This window comes from Eubacterium sp. AM46-8 (assembly GCF_003466705.1).
Lineage (GTDB): Bacteria > Bacillota > Clostridia > Lachnospirales > Lachnospiraceae > Lachnospira.
The window spans coordinates 111,009-134,700 of the sequence record NZ_QSEU01000008.1 but is presented as its reverse complement, the minus strand read 5'-3'; the positions used below and the strand labels follow the sequence as shown (position 1 = coordinate 134,700).

The following is a 23,692-nucleotide window of genomic DNA, read 5'->3' as shown; positions in this document are numbered from 1 at the left end:
GGCTTATTTATGGCAAATAAAAAAAGGATAATTGAAATTAATCAATTATCCTTTTTATTCTACATCAGATTTTCAGAATAAAAAATGTAGACTTTATTACATATTAAGACCATCAATTAACAATCCTTTATCATTCTTAGCATTATCAGAATTAAGATCCTCTATCTCTGCATCAGATAAAGGAAGGAAAGTTATAATAAATACGCCGTTCTTTAATTCGAATTTCTCGATTGCAATATGGTTATCAACGAACTCTTGAAGACTTTCCTGAATAAGCTGCAGGTTCTTCTTCTTATTCTTAAGCTTAAATCTTACAATTTTCTGGAAGTATGTATAACTATATTCATTAACTCTTGTTTCCTGATTAGCAATCTGCTCACGTTTTATTGCGTAACATATAATCTTGGAAAGGTTATTATCAAGAACATCATAAGAAGCAGAAGTAATAGAGATAAGCTTCTTCTGAATAATAGCATTACTGAGAATTTCTCCAAACTGTGCTATTGCATATGGTCTTTCAGCATCTTCTTTAATAACAATATTATCAAATAAATTGAAATAAATCTTGCTGCCTTCAGCTTCGTAAGAGAAGTTATATTCTACAAGCTTGCGACAGGAATTACTTATTTTGTTAAGAACATTCTTACCTACATGATAATCTACGACTTCTTTACCCAACGTATTAAGATCGACAATTACTGATTTTTCTTTAGAGAACTCCTGCATATTAATATTCGATATAAATGCATTGACCAGCTTAAGGTCGTCAGTATCCATTGACTTCGGTGGGGTAAGCTTTCCATTATCAACCGTAACCTCTAACAGTTCATCACCTTCATCATCGGTAATAATCTCTTTTAATAAATTATTCGATGCAGTCTCCATCATCAGAGTGAAAGATGATGGGCTGAACAGAGGCTTATCAACAAGGTCAACCGGATACATTCTAAGATATGAATCAATATTACCGGCAAGCTCACTTTCAATATATTTCCATGCACTTATTATTAAGTCATTCTTCAGGGAATTATATATTGAATTATTAGTGAAAGAGTACAGCCCTGGGAAATCAATTAACAGACTTCCTGAATCATTCTTCCATTCATTAGCTGCATCCTTCTTATCTTTGATAATGTCATTAAGTTCCTTATCACCATACAGTTTAGCATACTCATCAGGTCTTAAAGATCTAGCCAGTGAGATAAAACTTGCGAGAGGGTGTTTAGGATCATCAAAGTTCATATTGTCAATATCGTTGTTATATGCCTTATACCATCTTGCACGTTTCTGTAAACGCGACTTCTTAATCTTATTAATAATTGGCATTAAATCCTCACGGCTTGTCTTACCTTCAAGATATTCCATGAGAGTATCATCTATAAGCTCTGCCACATTATCCGCCGGAAAATTCATTAGATTCTTTTTTTTATTAAAGAATTCGAGAATAGCAGGATTAATATGCTTGGCAAGCTCTTCTATAAATCGCCTAGAATACTGTTCCATATTAACTCCTTCAATGTAAATATATTATATTATACGGGCTTTCGACATAAAAAGCAAATGTGAACTGAGTTCAATTTTGAAGCTTTTTTTAATTATTTGGTTTGATTTTTGTTTTATTTTGATTTTAAAGTGGAGGGTTGGTTTTTATTTGTTAAGGTCTAGACATATGTCGTCATATGATGTAAAATATCAATAAAACACTGCTCTATTGAAAGGAATACATATGATTTCAGTTAAATTTGAAGACGAAATATGGATATATTTTCAGACTAATCTAAGTTCAAGAACCAGAAAGGAATATTGGAATATTGTAAAAGATTTTGACAGATTGACAGGGCATGACCCAATGAAACTTACAAGAAAAGAAGCTTTGAATTATTACAATAACCTTATAGAAAAAGTTAACTCTAATAAACTTTCCTATAATACTGCCGTTATGCGTCTGTCGGTTATGAAATCTGTATGTACATTTATAGAGACATATACTGTTAACCACGGAAAGCGTTATATAAACCATTTTGAAAGCATGTCTCTTCCCGAACAGGATAAGATACTGCCTAAAGATGCAATTCCTGATGCCAGAGAAATTGATAATCTGCTCAGTGCGGCATTTGATGACAATGATAACAAAGCATTTTTAATATTCTCACTTGTTATTAAGATGGGACTTACCAATCAGGAAATATGCAGTCTTAATAGAGAATTCATCTGTCATGACAGTGAAGGACATCTGTGTTTTAGTATGCCGCCTAAGAATCACATAAGCAGATTTCTTATAATTCCTGATGATATTGGGACATTACTTGATAGATACATTGATGCCGAGAATATCCAGAGTGGTGCTATCTTTCTGAATCATAGAAAGAACAGAATTAAGATGCGTGACACTGAACGATTACTTGCTTCTTATACACAAAAGTTAGTAAAAAGCAGGAAGCTGCGTAGACATTACACAATGCAGACACTGCGTCATGCAGCAATAAGTTACATGCTGATTGGTGGTGCTTCTAAAGATGAGGTTGCCGCTTATACAGGAGTTACTGGAAAATGGATGAACAGATATGACCGTATTATTGCTTCAGATGTTATAAATGCAGCTGCCAATTATAATATAATTAATATCAGCCTTTCTGGAATTGACAATAACAGACATGAATAACTATAATACATTTTGATAAAATAACAGATTACGGAGGGACATTATGATATATAAACCATATAACATTTAGTTCAATATTATGAAACTGATCAGATGGGAATTGTACATCATTCTAATTATATAAGATGGTTTGAAGAGGCAAGATCATATATCCTTGAAGAGAACGGATTTGGATATAAGAAGATGGAAGAGTTAGGCATAATAAGCCTGTGTTATCAGTTAATGCCAGATATAAGTCAATGACACATTACTATGATACTGTAATTATTAACGTCAAAGTTGTAAAATATAACGGAGTAAAGATTACTCTTGAATATTCAGTGGTTGATGAAAAGACTGGTGAAGTCAGATGTACAGGTGAAAGTGAGCATTGTTTCCTTGATGCATCAGGCCGTCCGGTTTCATTGAAGCGTTCACTTCCGGAATTAAACGTCATATTTATAGAAATGTCTGAGAATGAATAACATTTTAACAATAATTTGATAAACAAAACCGCGGTACAGCATTACGCTATATCGCGGTTTCATAATTTAATAAATATTAATTATTTATGAATCTTTATCATAAATATTATGATTAGATAAGACTTTCATAAAGCTTTGTGATTTCTTCAACACTTGTTTCTCTTGGGTTACCAGGACGGCATGCATCATCATATGCAGACTGTGCAAGGAAAGAAATATCCTCCGGCTTAACAATATCTTTAAGATCAGAAGGAATTCCAACATCAGCAGCAAGCTTCTTAACTGCATCTATCGCAGCCTTTCTGTATTCATCCTGAGTCATCTTTTCTGTGCCCTCAACACCCATTGCCTTGGCAATATCACGATATTTTTCACCTGTACATGGTGCATTGTATTCCATACCTGTTGGAAGAATAATAGCATTAGCAACACCATGTGGTGTATCATAAAGTGCTCCAAGAGGATGTGCCATAGAATGGACAATACCAAGACCTACATTAGAAAAGCCCATACCTGCTATGTACTGTCCTAAAGCCATTCCTTCTCTTCCTTCAGGAGTGTTATCAACTGCGCCTCTTAAACTCTTGGCAATAATCTCAATTGCTTTAAGATGGAACATATCAGATAATTCCCATGCTCCAGCTGTAATATAGCCTTCAATTGCATGTGTAAGTGCATCCATACCCGTGGCTGCAGTGAGTCCCTTAGGCATGCTTGACATCATGTCAGGATCTACAACAGCAACAACCGGAATATCGTGTGGATCCACACATACCATCTTGCGATTCTTCTCTGCATCAGTAATTACATAGTTGATAGTAACCTCTGCAGCTGTACCTGCTGTAGTAGGGACTGCAATAATTGGAACTGCTGGTTTCTTAGTATCAGCAACACCTTCAAGACTCCTTACATCTGCGAATTCAGGATTATTAATTATGATACCGATTGCCTTGGCTGTATCCATTGAAGAACCTCCACCAATAGCGATTAAGTAATCTGTTCCAGCATTCTTAAATGCTTCTACACCTGTCTGTACATTCTCAATAGTTGGATTAGGCTTAATGTTCGAATATAATTCATAAGGGAAGCCATTATCATCAAGAACTTTAAGGACCTTTGCTGTTACTCCAAACTTTACAAGATCAGGATCTGAACATACAAATGCTTTCTTGAATCCTCTTGACTTAACCTCTGTTGCAATCTCCTGGATTGCACCTGCTCCATGATAAGAAGTTCCGTTCAAAATAAATCTCTGTGCCATAAAAACGCCTCCATAATTATAAAATTGTTCACTTTTAATAAGTTGAATACATTTTAACATTGTGATAAAAAAATAACAAGCTGTGTTTTATTAAAAAAATATAATAAAATTATGATTTCTTATAAACAATTACCCTTTATCTTCTTGGGAATAAATGTTATACTTATAACAATGATTGTTTAATTAGTAGAAGTGTAATTAACAATTTAACATTAAAAGGAGATACAGACATTATGAATATATCAGAATCAGTTAAATACATCGGTGTTGACGATACTACAATAGATTTATTTGAAAGCCAGTACGTTGTTCCAGAAGGCGTTTCATATAATTCATATGTAATACTTGATGAAAAGATTGCAATCATGGACACAGTCGATAAACGTGGAATGAAAGAATGGGAAGATAATCTCTTAAAGACTTTAGATGGAAAGAAAGCTGATTATGTAATAGTCCAGCATATGGAGCCTGATCATGCTGGAAGCCTTGCAAGACTTCTTGAACTTTTTCCTGATATAACTGTTGTTGGCAATGCAAAGACATTTGTTATGATTAATCAGTTCTTTGAAAATATTAACATTAAGGATTCCCTCACAGTCAAAGAAGGAGATACTCTTAATCTCGGTTCTCATACTCTTACATTCGTTATGGCTCCAATGGTTCACTGGCCAGAGGTTATGGTAACATATGAAAGCAGTGAAAAAATTCTTTTTTCAGCAGATGGATTCGGAAAATTTGGAGCGCTTTCTCTTACTGAGAATGAAGACTGGGCATGCGAAGCCAGAAGATATTACTTTAATATAGTTGGCAAGTATGGTGCACCAGTGCAGACTTTATTGAAGAAAGCATCAGCACTTGATATTAAGACTATATGTCCATTACATGGTCCTGTATTATCTGATAACCTTGGATATTACCTTGACTTATATAATACATGGAGCAGTTACCAGCCAGAAAGCAAAGGTATATTCATAGCATATGCGTCTATTCACGGTAACACTGCTGTTGCAGCCAATAGATTTGCAGATATACTTCGTGATAAGGGCGTTGAAAAGGTTGTTGTTACTGACCTTTCCAGATGTGATATTGCAGAAGCCGTTGAAGATGCTTTCAGATATGACAGAATGGTTTTAGCTGCTGCAAGTTATGATGCAGGTGTATTCCCAATTATGCAGGATTTTCTTCATCATCTTCAGTCAAAAGCATTCCAAAATAGAACTATAGGACTTATTGAGAATGGTTCATGGGCTCCAACAGCAGCTAAGACAATGCGTAGTATACTTGATACGATGAAGAATATTACAATTGTTGAACCTGTTGTCACAATTAAATCAGCACTTAAAGAAAATGATATTCCAGCATTAGAAGAACTTGCTGATGCTTTAAAATAAACATTTTCTATTTCTATCTATAATGAAACAACAATATTGTTAAAGAGGGTGTTTTTATGAACAATTTCGCTGTTATAACAAAAGCAGAGCAGGACGTTGCTAAAGCAAAAGCACATTTATCTGTCCTTAAACAGAATATAGCTGACACTAAAACCAGACTTAATCAGGCAAAGAGTGATTACGAGAGTAATATTAATACAGCTCCAACCGATAATTCTGGTATTCATGATTTAATTTTGTCAGTAGATCTTATAAAGATTGAATTGAATAAAGCAGAAGCATCCCTTTTGTCACTTAATGATAAAATTAATACTGCCAAAGAAAATTCAAAGCATGCTTCAGATATACACTCTGCAGCAAAGCAGAGAACTATCGAGATGGGAGACAAATTCTATTCAGTCAAGAAAAAAGCCGATTCTTTTAAAGACAGCATCAATCAGGTAACTGAGGCTCTTGACGCTAAGAAAGCTATATATGATGAGTTTGCTGGTTCATCTGATAATTCTCAGGATAAAATTGATGAAGCAAAAGTTCAGCTTAAAGAATTACAAGAAAAATATACTAATACAGTTACATCTATTCAGGATCTTCAGGAGGAATATGATCGTAATTCAGCTCTTATATCAGGAAGAAAAGCAATGCTTGAAAAAGCTGAAGCTGAAGAAGCTGAAAAGAAAAAAGAATATGAGCAGATTCGTACAACAGAAACTTCTAAGAAAGTGGCTTATGATCGTGCTGTTGAAGTGCAGAACAGACTTAAACCAGCATATGAAGAAGCAGTTACTGCAGAGTCATCCGCAAAAGAAGAATATGACATTGCTGCCAGACAGCTTGAAGAAGCAAAAAAGGCATATGATGATGCAGTTAATGATGAAGCTTCTAAGGAAAAATTCTATAATTCACAGGTTGACATAGGACGTGATTCTCATAATTATGATTTTGATGCTATTCTTGACAATTTAAGAACAGAACAGAAGAAAGTTTCATTAATAAATGATTACACAATTAACAACCCTGATATCCGGGATTACTGCAAGGATTTAATTCTTTATAATCTTACAATAACCGGTTATAAAATATATCTTTTGGTGAATGGATTAGTAATTTAAAAGGTTTATCAGGTCTTTCATATATACAGGTACGATACACCATGAATAATATTCCAGAAAAGACCAATTATTCATGTGAGATTAAGAATGACCCTGAAGGAAGAATTGATATATTTGAATGTGATATTACTGATATGACTAATGTAGTCAAAAGGCCTTTCTTTACTGAGAACGATTTCCTTTCTGGAAATGACATCTATCAGCTGAGCCTTAAGTCGATTCAGTATGATATTAACAATGCAGAGATTGCTTACAATACATCCAAGACAACAACAGATAATGCGGCATCTGATCTCGAAGAAAAGAAAAAAATTGTTCCAGAACTTAAAGATGCCTATGAAAAAGCTGTCAAGAATGCTGAATCAATCAAGATGAATTATAACACCCAGCGTGCTATGGTTAACCGTTCTAAGACTGATTATGATGAAGCTGCCAAGGTATCTGCTGATGCATATAAAGTATATGAAGAATACAAGGCTAAAGCTGATTCTATACTTGAAGAATATAATAGAATAACATCAACAACATCTTCTATTAACATTGAATATGAGAATGCCAGAAAGAATGTAGAAAAGATTCTCAATGATATTGATAGTGCTAAAAGCAATATAAAGAAACTTGAAGAATTTGATAGCAATTCTGTTTCTATGCTTAATAATGCCAAGCAGGAATATGAAGAGGCAAAAGCACGATATGATGAAGTAATTGATGCCCAGCATAATGCTGCTGAAAATATGCCACAGATTAAAGCAGAACTTGATGAATGTATCAAAGATGAAGAAGCTAAGAAAAAAGCTATGGAAGATGCTCTTGCAGATGAAATGAATATGCGCAAGAAAATTAAACAGACTAACGATGATATCAATCAGATACGCTTCAGACTTCATGAAGCAGAAGAAAAACTCAGTAAAGCTCAGGCTAATTCAGATGCTAATGGAAGAACTGCTGAATCACTAAAGTTAGTTTATGATAATGCCAAGACAGAATATGAAAAAGCTAATTATACATATACGCAAAGCAGTAGTATATGCAGCCAGCTTTCTAAAGTTTTTTATAAGCTTAATTATGAGGCTACACGAAGCGACTATAATAAAACAGATTATGATGAAGCCAAAACTGCATATGATTCTGCTTTACAGCAATTCAGCCAGTTAACAGGTATGACGTTCAACTATATAGACGAAACAGATTCTACAATAGATAATCAGCAGAGTTCTAAGAATTCTGAAGTTAAAGAAAAAGGATTATTTTCTAAATTCTTTGGTGGAAAAAAGAAATAATCAGTTACATACAACAAATATAACAGGATGGACTAATTAATGCTTTCAACAATTGAATCAATAAACAGCGTAATCAATAACTTTATCTGGGGGCTTCCGGCTATGATATGTATAATCGGTGTCGGTATCGTATTAAGTATAAGAACCAGATTTATCCAGATAAGGAAATTTCCTTATGCAATGAAGATAACTATAGGGCGCATGCTTAAGAAGCGTATTGCTTCTGACGGCGCCCTTACGCCATTCCAGGCAGTCTGTACGGCTCTTGCAGCAACCGTTGGAACTGGCAACATTGCTGGTGTAGCCGGTGCAATTGCAATAGGCGGTCCTGGAGCTGTATTCTGGATGTGGATATCAGCTATTCTTGGAATGTGTACTAAATTCTCTGAAGTTGTTCTTGCAGTACATTTCAAAGAAACTAATGATAAAGGCGAACTTGTTGGCGGACCAATGTATTACATAAAGAACGGACTTAAAAAACATTGGCACTGGCTTGCTTATCTTTTCTCAGCACTGGGAGTACTTACTGTATTTGGAACAGGTAATGCAACACAGGTTAATACAATTATTACTGCTATAGATTCAGCTTTAATTAATTACAGTATTATTTCTTCTGATTCAACACATATAGTTAATCTTATAATTGGAATTATCATTATGATTCTTATTGCGCTTATTATGATTGGCGGTATTAAAAGAATAGGTAAAGTTACAGAAAAACTAATTCCATTTATGGCAATACTTTATATAATTCTTGCTATTGGCGTTATAATAGCAAATATTTCAAATGTTCCTGCTGTATTCAAGTCAATATTTGAAGGTGCATTTTCTCCTGCATCAGTTACAGGTGGAGCAGTTGGAAGCTTCTTTATGAGTATGAAAAAAGGAGTCTCACGAGGTATCTTTTCTAATGAAGCCGGTCTTGGTACAGGATCAATTGCACATGCATGTGCAGATACAAGAAAACCTGTAAAGCAGGGCTTCTTCGGGATTTTTGAAGTATTTGTGGATACTATTGTAATATGTACATTAACTGCACTTGTTATATTATGCAGTGGTGTGCCTGTAGGATATGGTCAGGCTGCCGGAGCAGAACTTACTATATCTGGTTTTACATCTACTTATGGTGGATGGGTATCAATATTTACTGCTGTAGCAATGTGCTGTTTTGCATTTTCAACAGTTATTGGCTGGGGACTTTATGGACAGAGATGTATCGAATTTCTTTTTGGTCCTAAATCCATCAAACCTTTTATGGTTATTTACTCATTAGTTGCTGTCATAGGTGCAACTATGAACTTAGGCCTTATGTGGAGTATTGCAGAGACATTCAACGGACTTATGGTAATTCCTAACCTCATTGCTGTGTTCCTCCTTTCGGGTACAGTTGTACAGCTTGTAAAAGATTATTTTAATGATGAAGGCAAGAAGAAGGTAAATTAATAATGAAGCACATACTGCTCATAGCTACTGGTGGAACAATTGCATCTAAAGATAATGGCAATGGACTTACACCATCTATTGATGTTAATATTTTACTTGAATATATTCCAGCTATAAGACACATATGTTCAGTTAATGGAATATCCATTATGAATATCGACAGCAGCAATATGAACACAGATTATATTGCCAGAATATCTGAATGTATTAAAGATAACTATGATAATTATGATGGATTTGTAATAACACATGGAACTGATACATGCGCTTATACTGCTGCAGCATTATCATACCAGCTTGTAAATCTATCCAAACCTGTTATTCTCACTGGCTCTCAATTACCAATTGACGCAGATGGTACAGATGCTATTGATAATCTTGCACATGCATTTATTTATTCATGCGAAGATATTTCTGGCGTATTTCTTGCATTTTATAACAAATTAATATCTGGAAGACATGCCAAGAAACTTAGAACAACCAGTTTTAATGCATTTGAAAGTATTAATTATCCTGTAATTGCAACAATACATGATAATAAAGTAGTCTATAATAAAAATATAGCTATCTTTAAATGTAGTGGTAAATTTCATATTGAAACTGATATGTGCACTGACATAATGATTATTAATTTATTTCCAGGAATGGATTATAAAATATTTGATTACATTGAATCATCATGCAAAGGAGTTATCATTCAGGGATATGGTCTTGGCGGTATACCAGATAATATTACAGACTATATTCACAATCTGACTAGCAATAATATATGTGTTGTTGTAACAACACAATGTCTGTATGAAGGAATAAATCTTAATGTTTATGAGATTGGACATAATCTTGCAAAAGAAAATGTCATTAATGGAAAAGATATGACTATAGAAAATCTAACAATGAAGCTTATGTGGTCTCTAGCACATTTTAATAATATTGATAATGTTAAGGATTTTATAGAAAAGGAGTTATATTAATATGCTGACCGAACAAAGACACGAAATAATTCTTAATCTTTTATCTGAAAAAAGAAGTATAACCGTTACTGAACTTAAAGAACTGCTTAACACATCAGAATCAACTATACGGCGTGATCTTAATACACTTGATGAACAGGGTAAATTAACTAAAGTATTCGGTGGAGCTGTAGAGAAGAATAATGGAGTCTCAACTACGGAATTATCTGTTTCTCAGAAAGCTACAGTCAATACTGAAGAAAAGAAAAAAATTGCCATGTACGCGGCAAAGCTTGTTTCACCTAATGATTTCATATATATTGATGCCGGAACAACCACAGAATATCTTATTGATTATCTTGAAGAGAAAACCGCAACTTATGTAACTAATGCTGTTACACATGCAAGAAAACTTGCAATTGCAGGCTTTAAAGTAATACTTATTGGCGGAGAACTTAAAGGAATAACTGAAGCTGTCGTCGGTAATCAGGCAATTATTACTATAGACAGAATGAATTTTAATAAAGGTTTCTTTGGAACTAATGGAATAACTGAAAAATCAGGGTTCACAACTCCTGATATTAATGAAGCACTTGTTAAAGAAACAGCATTTGCACATTGTCATTTCAAATATATTCTTACAGACAGTTCCAAATTCGGAGAAACAAGTGCAGTAACATTTGGAAGTATTAATGAAGCAACTATTATTACAGACAAAAAAATTGGCAGCTTTGCAAAGCTGCCAAACATAATAACAGTATAATTATATCTAATATTATAGCACGCTGGCAATGATTTTACTTATAATAAGAACAAAGTTTCTGTCATAATCATTCCAGCGGCTTCTATGATTAAACACATCATAGAAGAAATAGTATCTTCTATATTTAAATTCAAACCATGTACTGATGAATGCCATTATATTACTGTCTGATAACTCATTATATAATTCCTTATGCCATGCCTCCACAGATGAAACAATACCGATTGACATAGAATTATTCTTATTATATCTAGATAAGAATGCCTTATCATTAAGAATATTCGTCATATCCGGCATTCTCTTATATTCACCACAAGAATATATAAGCTCGGAATTATCATTATATATTCTCAGTCCATCAATCTCAAACTGCTCTATAATATTATTGGCAACATCATCAATTGCATCTTTTCCTCTGGATACAAGTTCAAGAATTATGTCAGATACCACGCCTGACATATATTCTGAATGATCAGACAAATCAAGAATTTTATGAATATGCCTGCTATTATTCTCAAGTGAACCATGCTTGCTTTCATTATATATAATAAATCTGTTTCGTCCTTTTTCTTTTGCAAAGTACAGGCATTTATCAGCTTTTCTGAAAAGTTCCTCATAATCCGTTCCATCTTTAGGAAACAGACTTACACCAACAGAAAGAGTAACTCCAAAATCTTCAATTCTGCTGTCAAATGCATATTGTAATTCCTTACGCATAGTTGTAAGAAGAATCCTCAAATCCTCTTCGTCTTTAATATTATTAGTAAATATATAGAATTCATCTCCACCAAATCTTCCAGCAATTCCTCGTCCGTTAAGGTTAGCATTTATAATGCCTGCTATCTTACTTAATACTTCATCGCCAAAAAGATGACCATATGTATCATTAATGCTCTTGAAATTATCAACATCAAACATAATCATATAATGAATCTTATCATCTTTGGATGCGATTACTGATTTCGTATATTCCATGCATGCACGTTTATTAAGAAGTCCAGTGGCAGAATCAACAGCTTCACTTGTTGCATAATAAGGAATAACATCCGAAACACATCCATCAACAGTCTCAAGATAACCTGCAACAACAGATGTTTTATTCGTTGAAAACAGGCTGTCACCATTCACTTTGAATTTGTACAGTTCATCGTTATGCTCATCAAGCGGCAGGTAAACCATACAGCTGAACATATTAGAACCATTCTTTAAATAATTATAAAATGTAGCAAACTCCTTACGCTCTGAATCAGACCTTAATATTCTTAACATTCTTTCCCTAAACTGTTCCAGAGTTACCTTAATAGGTGCATTGCACTGATTACCACGGTACAGATATATTGTAAACATATCCGTGTAAGAATTGTAATCAAATAAATAATTTCTGTATGTAGATAGTATTGTCCTGTACTTATTGACATTGTCCAAAGCCATAAGATACCTGCTCTCAACTGCTGAAAGAAAATAACATCTGACTTCAATTACATTCTCACCTGACAGAATCTTCCCATTATTAGAAATCACCATATCTGTCCAGTAATATTCACCAATACCATTTCTTAACAGAATCAGCATTCTACAATTCTCGCCTGGCTTAAGCGTCTCAAAAGCCATCTTAAAATCCTTAAGATTATCCTGATGAACAATATCAAGAAAATTAATACCCACAAGTTTTTCTACAAAATGATAGAAATGTTCATCCGCATTAATAACTTCATAATTTCTTCTAATTAAAACATCACAATACGCAACACAATTCTCTTTTCCAAAATGATTCTCTGATATAATCATAGTTCACGTCTCCATCCTGATAAATTATTATCATTGTAACACGAATATAACGAATTATCTATTGAAAAATATATTAACTTATATATGTATATTTACTTGAAAAACACATTTTAAAAATGTATTCTATTAATACATTTAGTACATACATCAGGGGGTATATATGGAGTACAAAGTAGCATTATGTGACGATGACGAAAAATTGCCAGTAAGATAATGGAGGCATTTAATAATGAACTTCAATGTGTCTGTTCAATTTCTTCAGATACAAGAATAGTTTTCATAACTTCACATGAGGAACTTGTATTTGATACATTTGAATATACACCATTCTACTTTATCAGAAAGAAATATTATGAAGCAGGTATAAAGGAACTCATAAATAAACTTGCACAATAAAATTTTGTCAGAATCCATGTTTCCGCCAAGTATCGGTATATTAATTGAGAACCGATCATTTGTCTCTAATTACACAGCATTTGAGAATCTAAAGTCTCTGGCATCTATCCGAAAGCGTATTGATGATAACCGCATACGCGAGACTCTTACCGAGATTGGGCTTGATCCTGACGATAAAAGAACATTCCGCAAGTTCTCTCTTGGTATGAAGCAGAGACTTGGAATTGCTGCTGCCATCATGGAGAATCCCGATATCATTATCCTTGATGAACCAATCAATGCACTTGATGATACAGGTACAGAGCAGATTCGTGACATACTCATCAGGCACAGGGAAAGAGGTGCTTTAATTATAATTGCATGCCACGACGCAGACGAGCTTAATTTCTTATCTGATGAAATTATCGAAATCGTTCAGGGGCAGATTAAGCCATCGAAAGATGATAAAAAATCTGCTTAAAATATTGACATATCATCACTATACATATAAGGTTGTCCTTAAAGGGACAGCCTTATTTATTTATAATGGCTATTACAATGAAAAGTACGGAAACAAGGTGATTATTATGAATACAGATATTAAACTTGTGGCTCTTGATTTAGACAGGACAACTCTTAATTCGGAAAGCCATCTGTCAGAAGTAAACAGACAGGCATTAATTGATGCCATAAGCAACGGAGTACATGTATGTATCGCAAGCGGACGTGCATTTGACACACTGCCTGAGGATGTCATATCAGTTCCAGGAATTGAATATGCAATAACAAGCAATGGTGCTGCCATTTACCGTATTGCAGGCAAAGAGTGCCTTAAATCCTATGTTCTTACACCGGAATCAGTAAAGACAATACTTAAACTCACAGAGAATGATATTGTGACATATGAAGCATTTATAAAAGGACAGGCATTTGCTTCAACAGAATATACTGCACATCCTGAAAAATACGGTGCTACAGAACACTCACTTAACTATGTAAAGAAAACAAGAATTCTTAAAGACGACATTGTATCCTTCATACTTGAACACTGCCATGAATTAGACAGTATTGACATAGTAGTCGGCGATGAAGAATTAAAGAAAAACATAATGGACAGAATAAGAAAAGCCACAGACGAAGTCTACATGACAAGTTCAATAAGCCAGCTTCTTGAGATATCATATAAAGACGCCGGCAAGAAATCAGGCGTCAAATTCTTAACAGAATACCTAGGTCTGTCCCGTGAAAATGTAGCAGCCTTCGGTGACGCAGACAACGACACAGATATGATAGAATACGCCGGCGTAGGAATAGCAATGGAAAACGCCGCACCACACCTGAAACAAATAGCCGACCACGTAACGCTGCACCACGATAAAGACGGCGTAGCATACGCATTCCGCAATATACTTAATATATGTTAATCTTGGGCTTTTTCAATATAGTTATATGCATATATGCCTGTCTATAGCTCACAAGCGACTATTGACGAGCTGTGTATGAGTTAATACCGCTATATACAAAAGTTCGGTGTGTGAAGTCTCGTTCAAGCGAAGCGCATTTGACTTCGCACACCGTAATAAACTATGTAGATAGCGGTATTTACTCATACTAAGCGAGGAAATCGGAGCTTGTGAGCTATAGACAGGCATATATGCATTTTAAATACAATAAAAAGCCCAGAATTAACACAGATTAATATTCAAGGTTGAAATGCGTCTGCAAAATGTGTAAAATATTATGAGATTTATTTAGCAATATAAGGAGATTAATAATGAACGAACAGGATTGTAAGAAATTAGCAGAGCTCTTATTCCCTGATGTGGATAAGACACCTGATTATTATGAGGAGAAATACCCATATAGAAAACTTCCAAACAAGGCAGAGGTAACAAGATTAGGTCCAAGTCCAACTGGATTTATCCATCTTGGTAATCTCTACAGTGCCTTAGCTGATGAGAGAATCGCTCACAAGAACGGTGGTGTGTTCTACTTAAGAATTGAAGATACAGATGCCAAGAGAACTGTTGAAGGTGCTGTTGACCTTGTAATTAATTCTTTAAGATATTTTGATATTGAGTTTGATGAGGGTGCAGGATTCCCGGATTCTGACCCTGTTAATGCATACGGACCTTATTATCAGACACAGAGAGTTGATATATACCATACATTTGCAAAGGAACTTGTTCTTAAAGGACTTGCTTACCCTTGCTTCTGTACAGAGGAGGAACTTGAGGCTGTAAGATTACAGCAGGAGGCTGACAAGGTTCTTACTGGATATTATGGCAAATATGCTGTATGCCGTGACCTTTCTTTAGAGACTATCGAGGAAAATCTTAAGGCAGGAAAGCCTTATGTGCTTAGACTTCGTTCACAGGGAAGTCCTGAGAATGAAATCACATTTACAGACAGCATTAAGGGAGAGATTAAGCTTCCAGAGAATATCCATGATGTAGTTCTTCTTAAGAAAGATGGTATTCCAACATATCATTTTGCACACGCAATTGATGACCACTTTATGAGAACGACAACAGTTGTCCGTGGTGGTGAATGGCTTGCTTCCGTTCCAATCCACTATGAATTATTCCATGTATTAGGCTTTAAGATGCCAAAATACGCACATACAGCACATCTTATGAAGTTTGATGAGGAAACAGGCGGAAAGAGAAAGTTATCTAAGAGAAAAGATCCGGAGCTTTCACTTGATTACTACAGAAAAGACGGATATCATCCATACACAATGAAGGTCTATCTTCTTACACTCCTTAACTCTAACTTTGAGGAATGGCATGAGAAATTCCCTGACAAGGATATCAATGAATTTCCATTCTCTGTAGATAAGATGAGTGTTTCAGGTGCATTATTTGATAAGGAAAAGCTTCATAACATCTGTAAGAATGAGCTTTCTAAGTTATCAGAAGATGATTTATACGAATTCCTTCACAACTGGGCATTAGAGAATGAGCCTGAGATGGAAAAGGTATGGTTTGCTGACAAAGAAAAGTTACTTGCTATATTAAGACTTTACATGGGTGTTGGTGCCAAGAGAAGAAGAAAAGACTTCATGTATGCTAAGCAGATATTTGAACTTATCAGCTTCTTCTTTGATGGCGAGTCTGGTGAAAGAGATGAATTCAGATTAGCTGATGACGAGGTTAAGGCTATTCTTAATGATTACCTTGCAGCTTATGACCATAATGATGATAACAGCATGTGGTTTAACAAGCTTAAGGAAATAGCTGACAAGAACGGCTATGCTTCTGATATGAAGGCTTACAAGGCTAATCCGGAGAACTTTAAGGGTAATGTATCAGACGTTGCAGAGGTTGTAAGAATTGCTGTAACCGGCAGAGCTAATACTCCTGATCTGTGGGCTATCGTTCATATCATGGGTGAAGAGCAGATGAAAGAGCGTATAAGCCGTTTCCTTTAATTAATACTAGTTTATAAGTCAACATAATAAGGAGGCTATGTAATATGTATGACCTTATGATAATCGGCAGCGGACCTGCGGGAATATCTGCTGCACTCACTGCTAAAGCAAGAAATCTTAACTTTATATGGTTTGGTTCAAGAGCACTAAGCACTAAGATAGAGAAAGCCGAGAAAATCATGAATTATCCTGGACTTCCTGCTGTTACCGGAAGCGAAATGCAGTCTGTGTTCTTAAAGCAGATTGACGACTGTGGCATTACTATAACAGAGTCACAGGTTAATTCCATATATGACTGCGGCGGTTATTTTGCAGCCGGTGCTGATAATGAGATATATGAAGCCAAAGCTGTCATAATGACTGTTGGTATGACAACAACAAGAGAGATTGAAGGTGAAGCAAGGCTTTTAGGTTGTGGCGTAAGTTATTGTGCTACATGTGATGGAGCATTATATAAGAATAAGGATATTGCTGTTATATGTGCATCACCTAAATTCGAGGATGAAGTAACATTTTTAGCAGGACTTGCTAACCATGTATACCTTTTCACACCTTATAAAGGAACCAGTTTACAATATGATAACATGACACATTATAACGGACTGCCTGCAAGTGTTGACGGAGATAAGAAGGTAGCTTCTGTAACCTTCAAGGGAGAAGCTATCCCCGTAAGCGGTGCATTCTTCTTAAAGGATTCTATTAATCCGGGTGTATTATTATCAGGACTTGATATGGCTGGTGGACATATTATTGTTGACAGAACTCAGAAGACTAATATTGATGGTGTATATGCAGCAGGCGACTGTACAGGCAGACCTTATCAGTATGCCAAGGCTGTTGGTGAAGGAAATGTTGCTGTACACAGCGTACTTGACTATCTGAAAAAACATAAAGATAATTAGTTTAACAGGAGACGATTAATAATGGGTGAAATATGGGATATCTATGATGTCGATAAACAGCTTACAGGCCGTACAATGAAACGTAATGACTGGAACATGAAGGATGGTGACTATCACTTAACTGTTCTTGGTATAATCAAAAGACCTGATAATACATTTTTAATAACACAGAGAGTCTTAACTAAAGCATGGGCACCAGGGCACTGGGAAGTCTCAGGCGGTGCATGCCAGGCTGGAGAGACATCTTTTCAGGCTGTCTGCCGTGAGGTTTTAGAAGAAACCGGTGTTGATGTATCACATGCTGATGGCGGCTTTGAATTTTCTTACAGAAGAGATAATCCTGAAGAAAAGGATAATTATTTTGTTGATATCTATAAGTTTAACATGGATATTACAGAAGCAGATATACATTTACAGACAGAAGAGACTGCCGGTTTCAGATTTGCTACAGCAGAAGAAATCAAGGCTATCGCTGACAGAGGAGAATTTCTTCATTACGACAGCATAAGGAAGGTTTTTGAATAATTAATTTAAAGACAGGGAGTTTTTATATGCTGAAATATCTTAAAAAATACTGGCTTTTTGCCATTCTTGCACCTTTATTCATGGTGGGCGAGGTTCTTGCGGACCTCGTTCAGCCTCGTTTAATGAGCACCATCGTGGATGAAGGTGTTTTAGGTTTATCTAATAACGGTGTTGGTAATCTGAATCTTGTACTTACCGAAGGACTTAAGATGATAATATTCGTAATTCTTGGCGGATTATCCGGTATCTTATGTGGTGTGTGTGCTAATATTGCATCGCAGAATTTTGGTAATGATTTAAGAAAAGATATATTTAAAAATATTATGTCTTTCTCCTTCGAACAGACTGACAAATTCTCTACAGGTTCACTTATCACAAGAGTTACCAACGATATAACACAGTTACAGAATTTTATCCAGATGAGTATGCGTGGTTTTATAAGGACATTTATGCTTTTTGCCGGCGGCATAATATGCATGTTATCCCTTAATCTAAGCTTTGGTGCAGTTATCGCATGTGCACTGCCGCTTGTAACCATATGTGTTATATATTTTCTTTCTAAAGCTAATCCACTTTTTTCAAAACTGCAGCAAAAGCTTGATAATGTTAATAATGTAATGCAGGAAAATGTATCAGGTTTCCGTGTTGTCAAGGCCTATGTTAAAGAAGCTTACGAAAAAGAACGTTTTGGCAGCTCCAATGATGATCTTGTAAATACACAGCTTAATGTGCTGATGATTTTCTCATATATGCAGCCAATTATGAATATTATTCTTAACCTGTCTGTAGTTGCTGTTATAAAGGTTGGTGGTATTCAGGTCTCAAATGCTAACGTTACACCCGGTAATGTGATGGCGGCAATTACATATGTAACTCAGTCTCTTAATGCAGTTATGCGAATGACTAATATGTTCCAGACCGCATCAAGAGGTATTGCTTCAGGCAGACGAATTAATGAGGTGCTTGCCTGCGAGCCGTCTATCAAAGATGGTTCATTTAACGCCACGACTTCAATTAAAGGTAAAATTGAATTTAAAAATGTAACATTTGCATATCCATTAACTGGCGATAAGAAGATTCTTGATAATATTAATCTTGTTATCAATCCCGGCGAAACTATCGGTATTCTTGGTGAAACCGGTTGCGGTAAAACAAGTCTTATTAACCTGATTCCAAGATTCTATGATGTATGCGAAGGAAGCGTGCTTGTTGATGATATTGATGTAAGGGAATATAACCTTAAGAATCTGCGTGAGCGTATATCTGTAGCTCTGCAGAAAAGTGAAATATTCCAGAGCACTATTAAAGAGAACATCCAGTGGGGTCGTGAAAACGCAACTGACAATGACATTGCAAATGCAGCTTCTATCGCACAGGCTATGGAATTTATCAGCACTTCAGCAGATGGATTTGACACTCTTGTAACACAACAGGGAACGAGTCTTTCCGGCGGTCAGAAGCAGAGAGTTGCCATAAGCCGTACAATTCTTAAACAATCTGAAATTATTATATTTGATGATGCAACCAGTGCACTTGATTTAAAGACGGAAGCCAGCCTGTATTCAATGCTTAAAAATACATATCCGGACACTACCAAGATTATTATTGCACAGAGAATTGCCTCTGTTAAAGATGCAGACAGAATTGTAATTCTTGATGACGGACATATAAGTGCTGTCGGCACTCATGACGAACTGCTCAAAAACAGTGCAATATATCAGGATATATATAATTCACAGTTGAATAAGAAATAGCAAGGAGACAGAGATATTATGGCTGAGGATAAGAATACTTCACAGATTAATATGAGGATTCCCGGCATGAAGGGAGGACCCAGAAACAGAGGTGCCGTTGTTGAAAAGCCTGTCAACAGTAAAGAAACATTTATGCGCCTTATGCAGTATTTTGCTAAAGAAATACCTGTAATTACTGCTCTTTTTATTGCCGTAGTTATAATGGTTGTATGCTCTGTCTATGCTCCAAAGCTTCAGAGTCAGGCAATTGATTATATTTCTTTAAGAAAATTTAATAATTTAAATCATATACTTATCTTCATGTTAGTGGTATACATAATATACAGTATATGCACATTTATACAGACAAGATTAAGTGCCATATTAAGTCAGAGAATTGTTAAGCACATGAGACAGGATCTTTTTAATAAGATTGTAAGTATGTCAGTTAAGTATCTTGACCAGCATTCACATGGTGACATTATGAGCCGTATGACTAATGATGTTGAGAATATTTCTAACACTGTATCGCAATCTATGAGTTCGTTATTCTCAGGCATTCTTACTATTATTGGAACTGTCGTTATGATGGTTGTTTTGTCTCCGCAGCTTGCATTATGTTCCTGCACAACAGTGATTCTTACTATATTTGCAACTAAGAATTTATCTAAAGCCATGAGGAAATTCTATTCCAAACGGCAGGTTCTTTTGGGACAGCTTAATGGTACTGTTGAGGAGATGGTCACTGGTATCAAGACTGTTACAGCATTTGACAGACAAGAAAATGTATGCAGTGATTTTAATAATACATCTGATGAACTGACTAAGGTTGGTATTAAAGCCGAGATTCTTGGTGGTTCTATGGGGCCTGTAATGAATGTCATTAACAATATCGGCTTCGTCATTATTGCAGGGGCTGGAGGATATTTTGCTATTAAAGGATATGTATCCATCGGTGTAATATCAGCATTTATCGTATATGCCAAGCAGTTTGGCAGACCTATTGATGAGCTTGCCAATATATGGGGGCAGATTCAGACTGCCATAGCCGGAGCTGAAAGAGTATTTGCTGTTCTTGATGAACCTTCCGAGGATAAATCAGGTGAATTTACAATGGATAATTCTACCGGCAACATTGAATTTAATCATGTTGATTTCTCCTATATACCGGGGAAACAGGTATTATATGATTTCAACCTTAAGGTTAAAGCCGGACAGAAGGTTGCACTTGTAGGAAGCACGGGAAGCGGTAAGACTACCGTTGTCAATCTTCTTATGAGATTCTACGATATTGACAATGGCAGTATAACTATTGACGGTGTTAATATTAAAGATATAGACTGTGAGAATCTCAGGAAGAATACTGCCATTGTATTACAGGATACTGTTCTTTTTGCTGATACTGTAAAGAATAACCTTTTATATTCAAGACAGGATGCAACAGATACTGAAATAATCACTGCTGCGAAAAAGGCTAACTGCCATAATATGATTATGCATCTTCCTGGCGGATATGATTCTGTGCTTGCTAAAGACGGACAGAATCTGTCACAGGGACAACGCCAGTTACTATCAATTGCTAGAGCATTTGTTGCCAGTCCTAAGATACTTATACTTGATGAAGCAACCTCAAGTGTTGATACACGAACAGAAAAAAGGATTCAGGATGCAATGACTAATCTTATGAAAAACAGAACAAGTCTTATTATTGCACACCGGCTGTCAACTATTCAGGACGCTGATGTCATAGTTGTTATGGATAATGGAAGAGTTGTCGAGACAGGTAATCATGAGACTCTTCTTGCTGCTAAAGGCAGATATTATGAGCTGTATATGACACAGTTTGCTGGAAAAACAATCTGATTATTAAGACAAGGAGATAAGGATAATTATGGGTAATCGCAAGCATATGAGAACCGAAAAGAAAACAGCAGTAAAAAACAGTTTTGGGCGGCTTCTGGCTACAGGTATATTTGTACTTATCCAGGTTGCATGGCTGGCTTATCTTTTATTATATTTTTACAGGGACTATGCATGGATTTCATTATTAAGTACATTTATTGCAATTATTCTTGTGCTTAAGATATACGGAACATCTACTAATTCAGCCATGAAAATGCCATGGATAATTGTGATTCTTGCATTTCCTATACTTGGTATACTTATTTATCTGCTTTTTGGACGTTCCATTGTTACCAGAAATGTAAAGAAAAGATTTAATTCAATAGAAGAATCCTATAAAAAATCTCTTTCTCAGGATGAAAACATTCTTAATGAGGTTAAAGATAAGGATATCTATATATATAACCAGTTCCATTATCTGAGTAATCATGAAGGATATCCTGTATATAAGAATACGGATATTGAATTCTATTCCATAGGTGAGGAAGGTCTTGAAGCACAGCTTAAAGAACTTGAAAAAGCTGAAAAGTTCATATTTATGGAATATCATGCTATTGAAGAAGCTTCAAGCTTTGACAGAATTAAAGATGTACTTATAAGAAAAGCTGCCGCAGGCGTTGAAGTCAGATTATTCTATGATGATGTAGGAAGTATCTTCTTCCTTAACAAGGATTTCATCAAAGAAATGCGTGCCAATGGTATTGACTGCCGCGTATTCAATCCTATTAAACTTGCATTTAATATGTTCATGAATAATCGTGATCACAGAAAAATTACCGTAATTGATGGTAAGGTCGGATTCACAGGCGGTTATAATCTTGCTGACGAATACTTTAACATAACACATCCATATGGTGAGTGGAAAGATACCGGTCTTAAGCTGACCGGCGATGCCGTTAAGACTCTTACAATGCTGTTTCTTTCTATGTGGAACTCTATTAAGAAAACAGACGAGCCACAGGATGATTATATTAAATATATAAAGACATCTGATTACGGATATAAGGCTGTTAATAATAATCAGTATGTTGTTCCTTACGCTGACAGTCCGCTTAATAACAACAGGGTCGCTGAAAATGTTTATCTTAATATTATTAAGGGTGCCAAGCATTATCTTTACATTACAACACCATATCTGCTTATTACAGAAGAGATGTCCAGAGAGCTTGCAATGGCAGCAATGAGAGGTGTTGATGTAAGAATTGTAACACCTGGTATTCCTGATAAGAAGCTTACTTACAGCCTCACAAGATCATATTATGCAGATCTCGTAAGATACGGCGTAAGAATATACGAATACACACCGGGCTTTATTCATGCAAAACAGTGGGTAAGCGATGGAGAAGTATCTGTTGTCGGCACAATCAACATGGACTTCAGAAGTCTTTACCTTCACTTTGAAAATGCTGCATATGTATATGGCAGGGAAACTGCTGCCGACATACTTAATGATTTCTACAACATTTTCAGAAGAAGTGAGGAAGTAACCGACAAGTACATCAATAAGCCGAGAATCTTGAGAATCGGACAATGTATATTAAGACTGGTTGCGCCTTTGTTCTAATTGGTGTATATTCATATTTGTTATTGCGTGTGTGAGATTCAGTTTTTAATTGTTTTGTCTGTGTCTGGCATATATGTTTGAATGATTCGTTAGAATTGCGTTAATTTATCAGGTGTTATTTTCGGCTCATACGTTTGTGTACATTCG

General features: G+C 35.4%; 18 protein-coding genes and 1 pseudogene. 16 read left to right on the top strand and 3 right to left on the bottom strand.

Annotation, left to right across the window (positions count from 1 at the left end; all coding sequences use genetic code 11):
* Positions 1-96: 96 nt before the first annotated feature.
* Positions 97-1,503: a hypothetical protein gene (locus tag DW963_RS07325; protein WP_117914689.1), complete on the bottom strand. Its 1,407-nt coding sequence runs from the start codon at positions 1,501-1,503 to the stop codon at positions 97-99.
* A 223-nt stretch (positions 1,504-1,726) separates the two neighbouring features.
* Between DW963_RS07325 and DW963_RS07320 the strand changes: the two genes are divergently transcribed.
* Together DW963_RS07320 and DW963_RS07315 are read left to right on the top strand one after the other, a co-directional pair.
* On the top strand, positions 1,727-2,662 hold the full coding sequence (locus DW963_RS07320; protein WP_117914688.1) for a tyrosine-type recombinase/integrase: 936 nt from the start codon (positions 1,727-1,729) through the stop codon (positions 2,660-2,662).
* 93 nt (positions 2,663-2,755) lie between these two features.
* A pseudogene (locus DW963_RS07315) lies at positions 2,756-3,126 on the top strand (acyl-CoA thioesterase).
* 112 nt (positions 3,127-3,238) lie between these two features.
* Here the strand turns inward: DW963_RS07315 and fucO are convergent.
* The gene (gene fucO / locus DW963_RS07310) at positions 3,239-4,387 is read right to left on the bottom strand and encodes a lactaldehyde reductase (protein ID WP_117914686.1); all 1,149 of its coding nucleotides are present in this window, start codon (positions 4,385-4,387) and stop codon (positions 3,239-3,241) included.
* Between the two features lie 233 nt (positions 4,388-4,620).
* On the opposite strand from fucO, the gene DW963_RS07305 reads away from it, so the two are divergent.
* Genes DW963_RS07305 through DW963_RS07280 form a run of 6 tightly spaced genes read left to right on the top strand, consistent with a single transcriptional unit; the run spans position 4,621 to position 11,323 of the window.
* Positions 4,621-5,778, top strand: coding sequence for an FprA family A-type flavoprotein (locus DW963_RS07305; RefSeq protein ID WP_117914684.1), 1,158 nt, complete (start codon positions 4,621-4,623; stop codon positions 5,776-5,778).
* Between the two features lie 56 nt (positions 5,779-5,834).
* Positions 5,835-6,887 carry a hypothetical protein gene (locus DW963_RS07300; RefSeq protein ID WP_117914682.1) on the top strand — a complete coding sequence of 351 codons (1,053 nt, stop codon included), beginning with the start codon at positions 5,835-5,837 and terminating at the stop codon, positions 6,885-6,887.
* A 41-nt stretch (positions 6,888-6,928) separates the two neighbouring features.
* On the top strand, positions 6,929-8,167 hold the full coding sequence (locus tag DW963_RS07295; RefSeq protein WP_117914680.1) for a coiled-coil domain-containing protein: 1,239 nt from the start codon (positions 6,929-6,931) through the stop codon (positions 8,165-8,167).
* A 39-nt stretch (positions 8,168-8,206) separates the two neighbouring features.
* Complete coding sequence (locus DW963_RS07290; protein ID WP_117914678.1) at positions 8,207-9,610, top strand: alanine/glycine:cation symporter family protein; 1,404 nt, start codon at positions 8,207-8,209, stop codon at positions 9,608-9,610.
* Between the two features lie 2 nt (positions 9,611-9,612).
* Positions 9,613-10,581 (top strand): asparaginase, encoded by a 969-nt coding sequence (locus DW963_RS07285; RefSeq protein ID WP_117914676.1) that lies wholly within the window; start codon positions 9,613-9,615, stop codon positions 10,579-10,581.
* A 1-nt stretch (position 10,582) separates the two neighbouring features.
* The gene (locus DW963_RS07280; RefSeq protein WP_117914674.1) at positions 10,583-11,323 is read left to right on the top strand and encodes a DeoR/GlpR family DNA-binding transcription regulator; all 741 of its coding nucleotides are present in this window, start codon (positions 10,583-10,585) and stop codon (positions 11,321-11,323) included.
* Between the two features lie 12 nt (positions 11,324-11,335).
* Here DW963_RS07280 and DW963_RS07275 read toward each other — a convergent pair whose 3' ends face one another.
* Positions 11,336-13,111, bottom strand: a complete 1,776-nt coding sequence (locus DW963_RS07275) for a GGDEF domain-containing protein (protein ID WP_117914672.1) — start codon at positions 13,109-13,111, stop codon at positions 11,336-11,338.
* A 412-nt stretch (positions 13,112-13,523) separates the two neighbouring features.
* On the opposite strand from DW963_RS07275, the gene DW963_RS07265 reads away from it, so the two are divergent.
* The 8 genes from DW963_RS07265 (at position 13,524) to cls (ending at position 23,545) form a co-directional block, all read left to right on the top strand.
* Positions 13,524-13,967: an ATP-binding cassette domain-containing protein gene (locus DW963_RS07265; protein ID WP_117914669.1), complete on the top strand. Its 444-nt coding sequence runs from the start codon at positions 13,524-13,526 to the stop codon at positions 13,965-13,967.
* Positions 13,968-14,073: 106 nt separating this feature from the next.
* On the top strand, positions 14,074-14,910 hold the full coding sequence (locus DW963_RS07260) for a Cof-type HAD-IIB family hydrolase (protein ID WP_117914701.1): 837 nt from the start codon (positions 14,074-14,076) through the stop codon (positions 14,908-14,910).
* A gap of 350 nt (positions 14,911-15,260) precedes the next feature.
* The gene (gltX, locus tag DW963_RS07255; RefSeq protein WP_117914667.1) at positions 15,261-16,919 is read left to right on the top strand and encodes a glutamate--tRNA ligase; all 1,659 of its coding nucleotides are present in this window, start codon (positions 15,261-15,263) and stop codon (positions 16,917-16,919) included.
* Between the two features lie 44 nt (positions 16,920-16,963).
* Positions 16,964-17,821, top strand: coding sequence for an NAD(P)/FAD-dependent oxidoreductase (locus DW963_RS07250; protein ID WP_117914665.1), 858 nt, complete (start codon positions 16,964-16,966; stop codon positions 17,819-17,821).
* A gap of 21 nt (positions 17,822-17,842) precedes the next feature.
* The gene (locus tag DW963_RS07245) at positions 17,843-18,346 is read left to right on the top strand and encodes an NUDIX hydrolase (protein WP_117914663.1); all 504 of its coding nucleotides are present in this window, start codon (positions 17,843-17,845) and stop codon (positions 18,344-18,346) included.
* Positions 18,347-18,372: 26 nt separating this feature from the next.
* Positions 18,373-20,100, top strand: a complete 1,728-nt coding sequence (locus tag DW963_RS07240) for an ABC transporter ATP-binding protein (RefSeq protein WP_117914661.1) — start codon at positions 18,373-18,375, stop codon at positions 20,098-20,100.
* Between the two features lie 18 nt (positions 20,101-20,118).
* Positions 20,119-21,942, top strand: coding sequence for an ABC transporter ATP-binding protein (locus tag DW963_RS07235; RefSeq protein WP_117914660.1), 1,824 nt, complete (start codon positions 20,119-20,121; stop codon positions 21,940-21,942).
* A gap of 28 nt (positions 21,943-21,970) precedes the next feature.
* Entirely contained in the window at positions 21,971-23,545 is a 1,575-nt protein-coding gene (cls, locus tag DW963_RS07230) for a cardiolipin synthase (protein WP_117914658.1), read from the top strand.
* Positions 23,546-23,692: the final 147 nt, after the last annotated feature.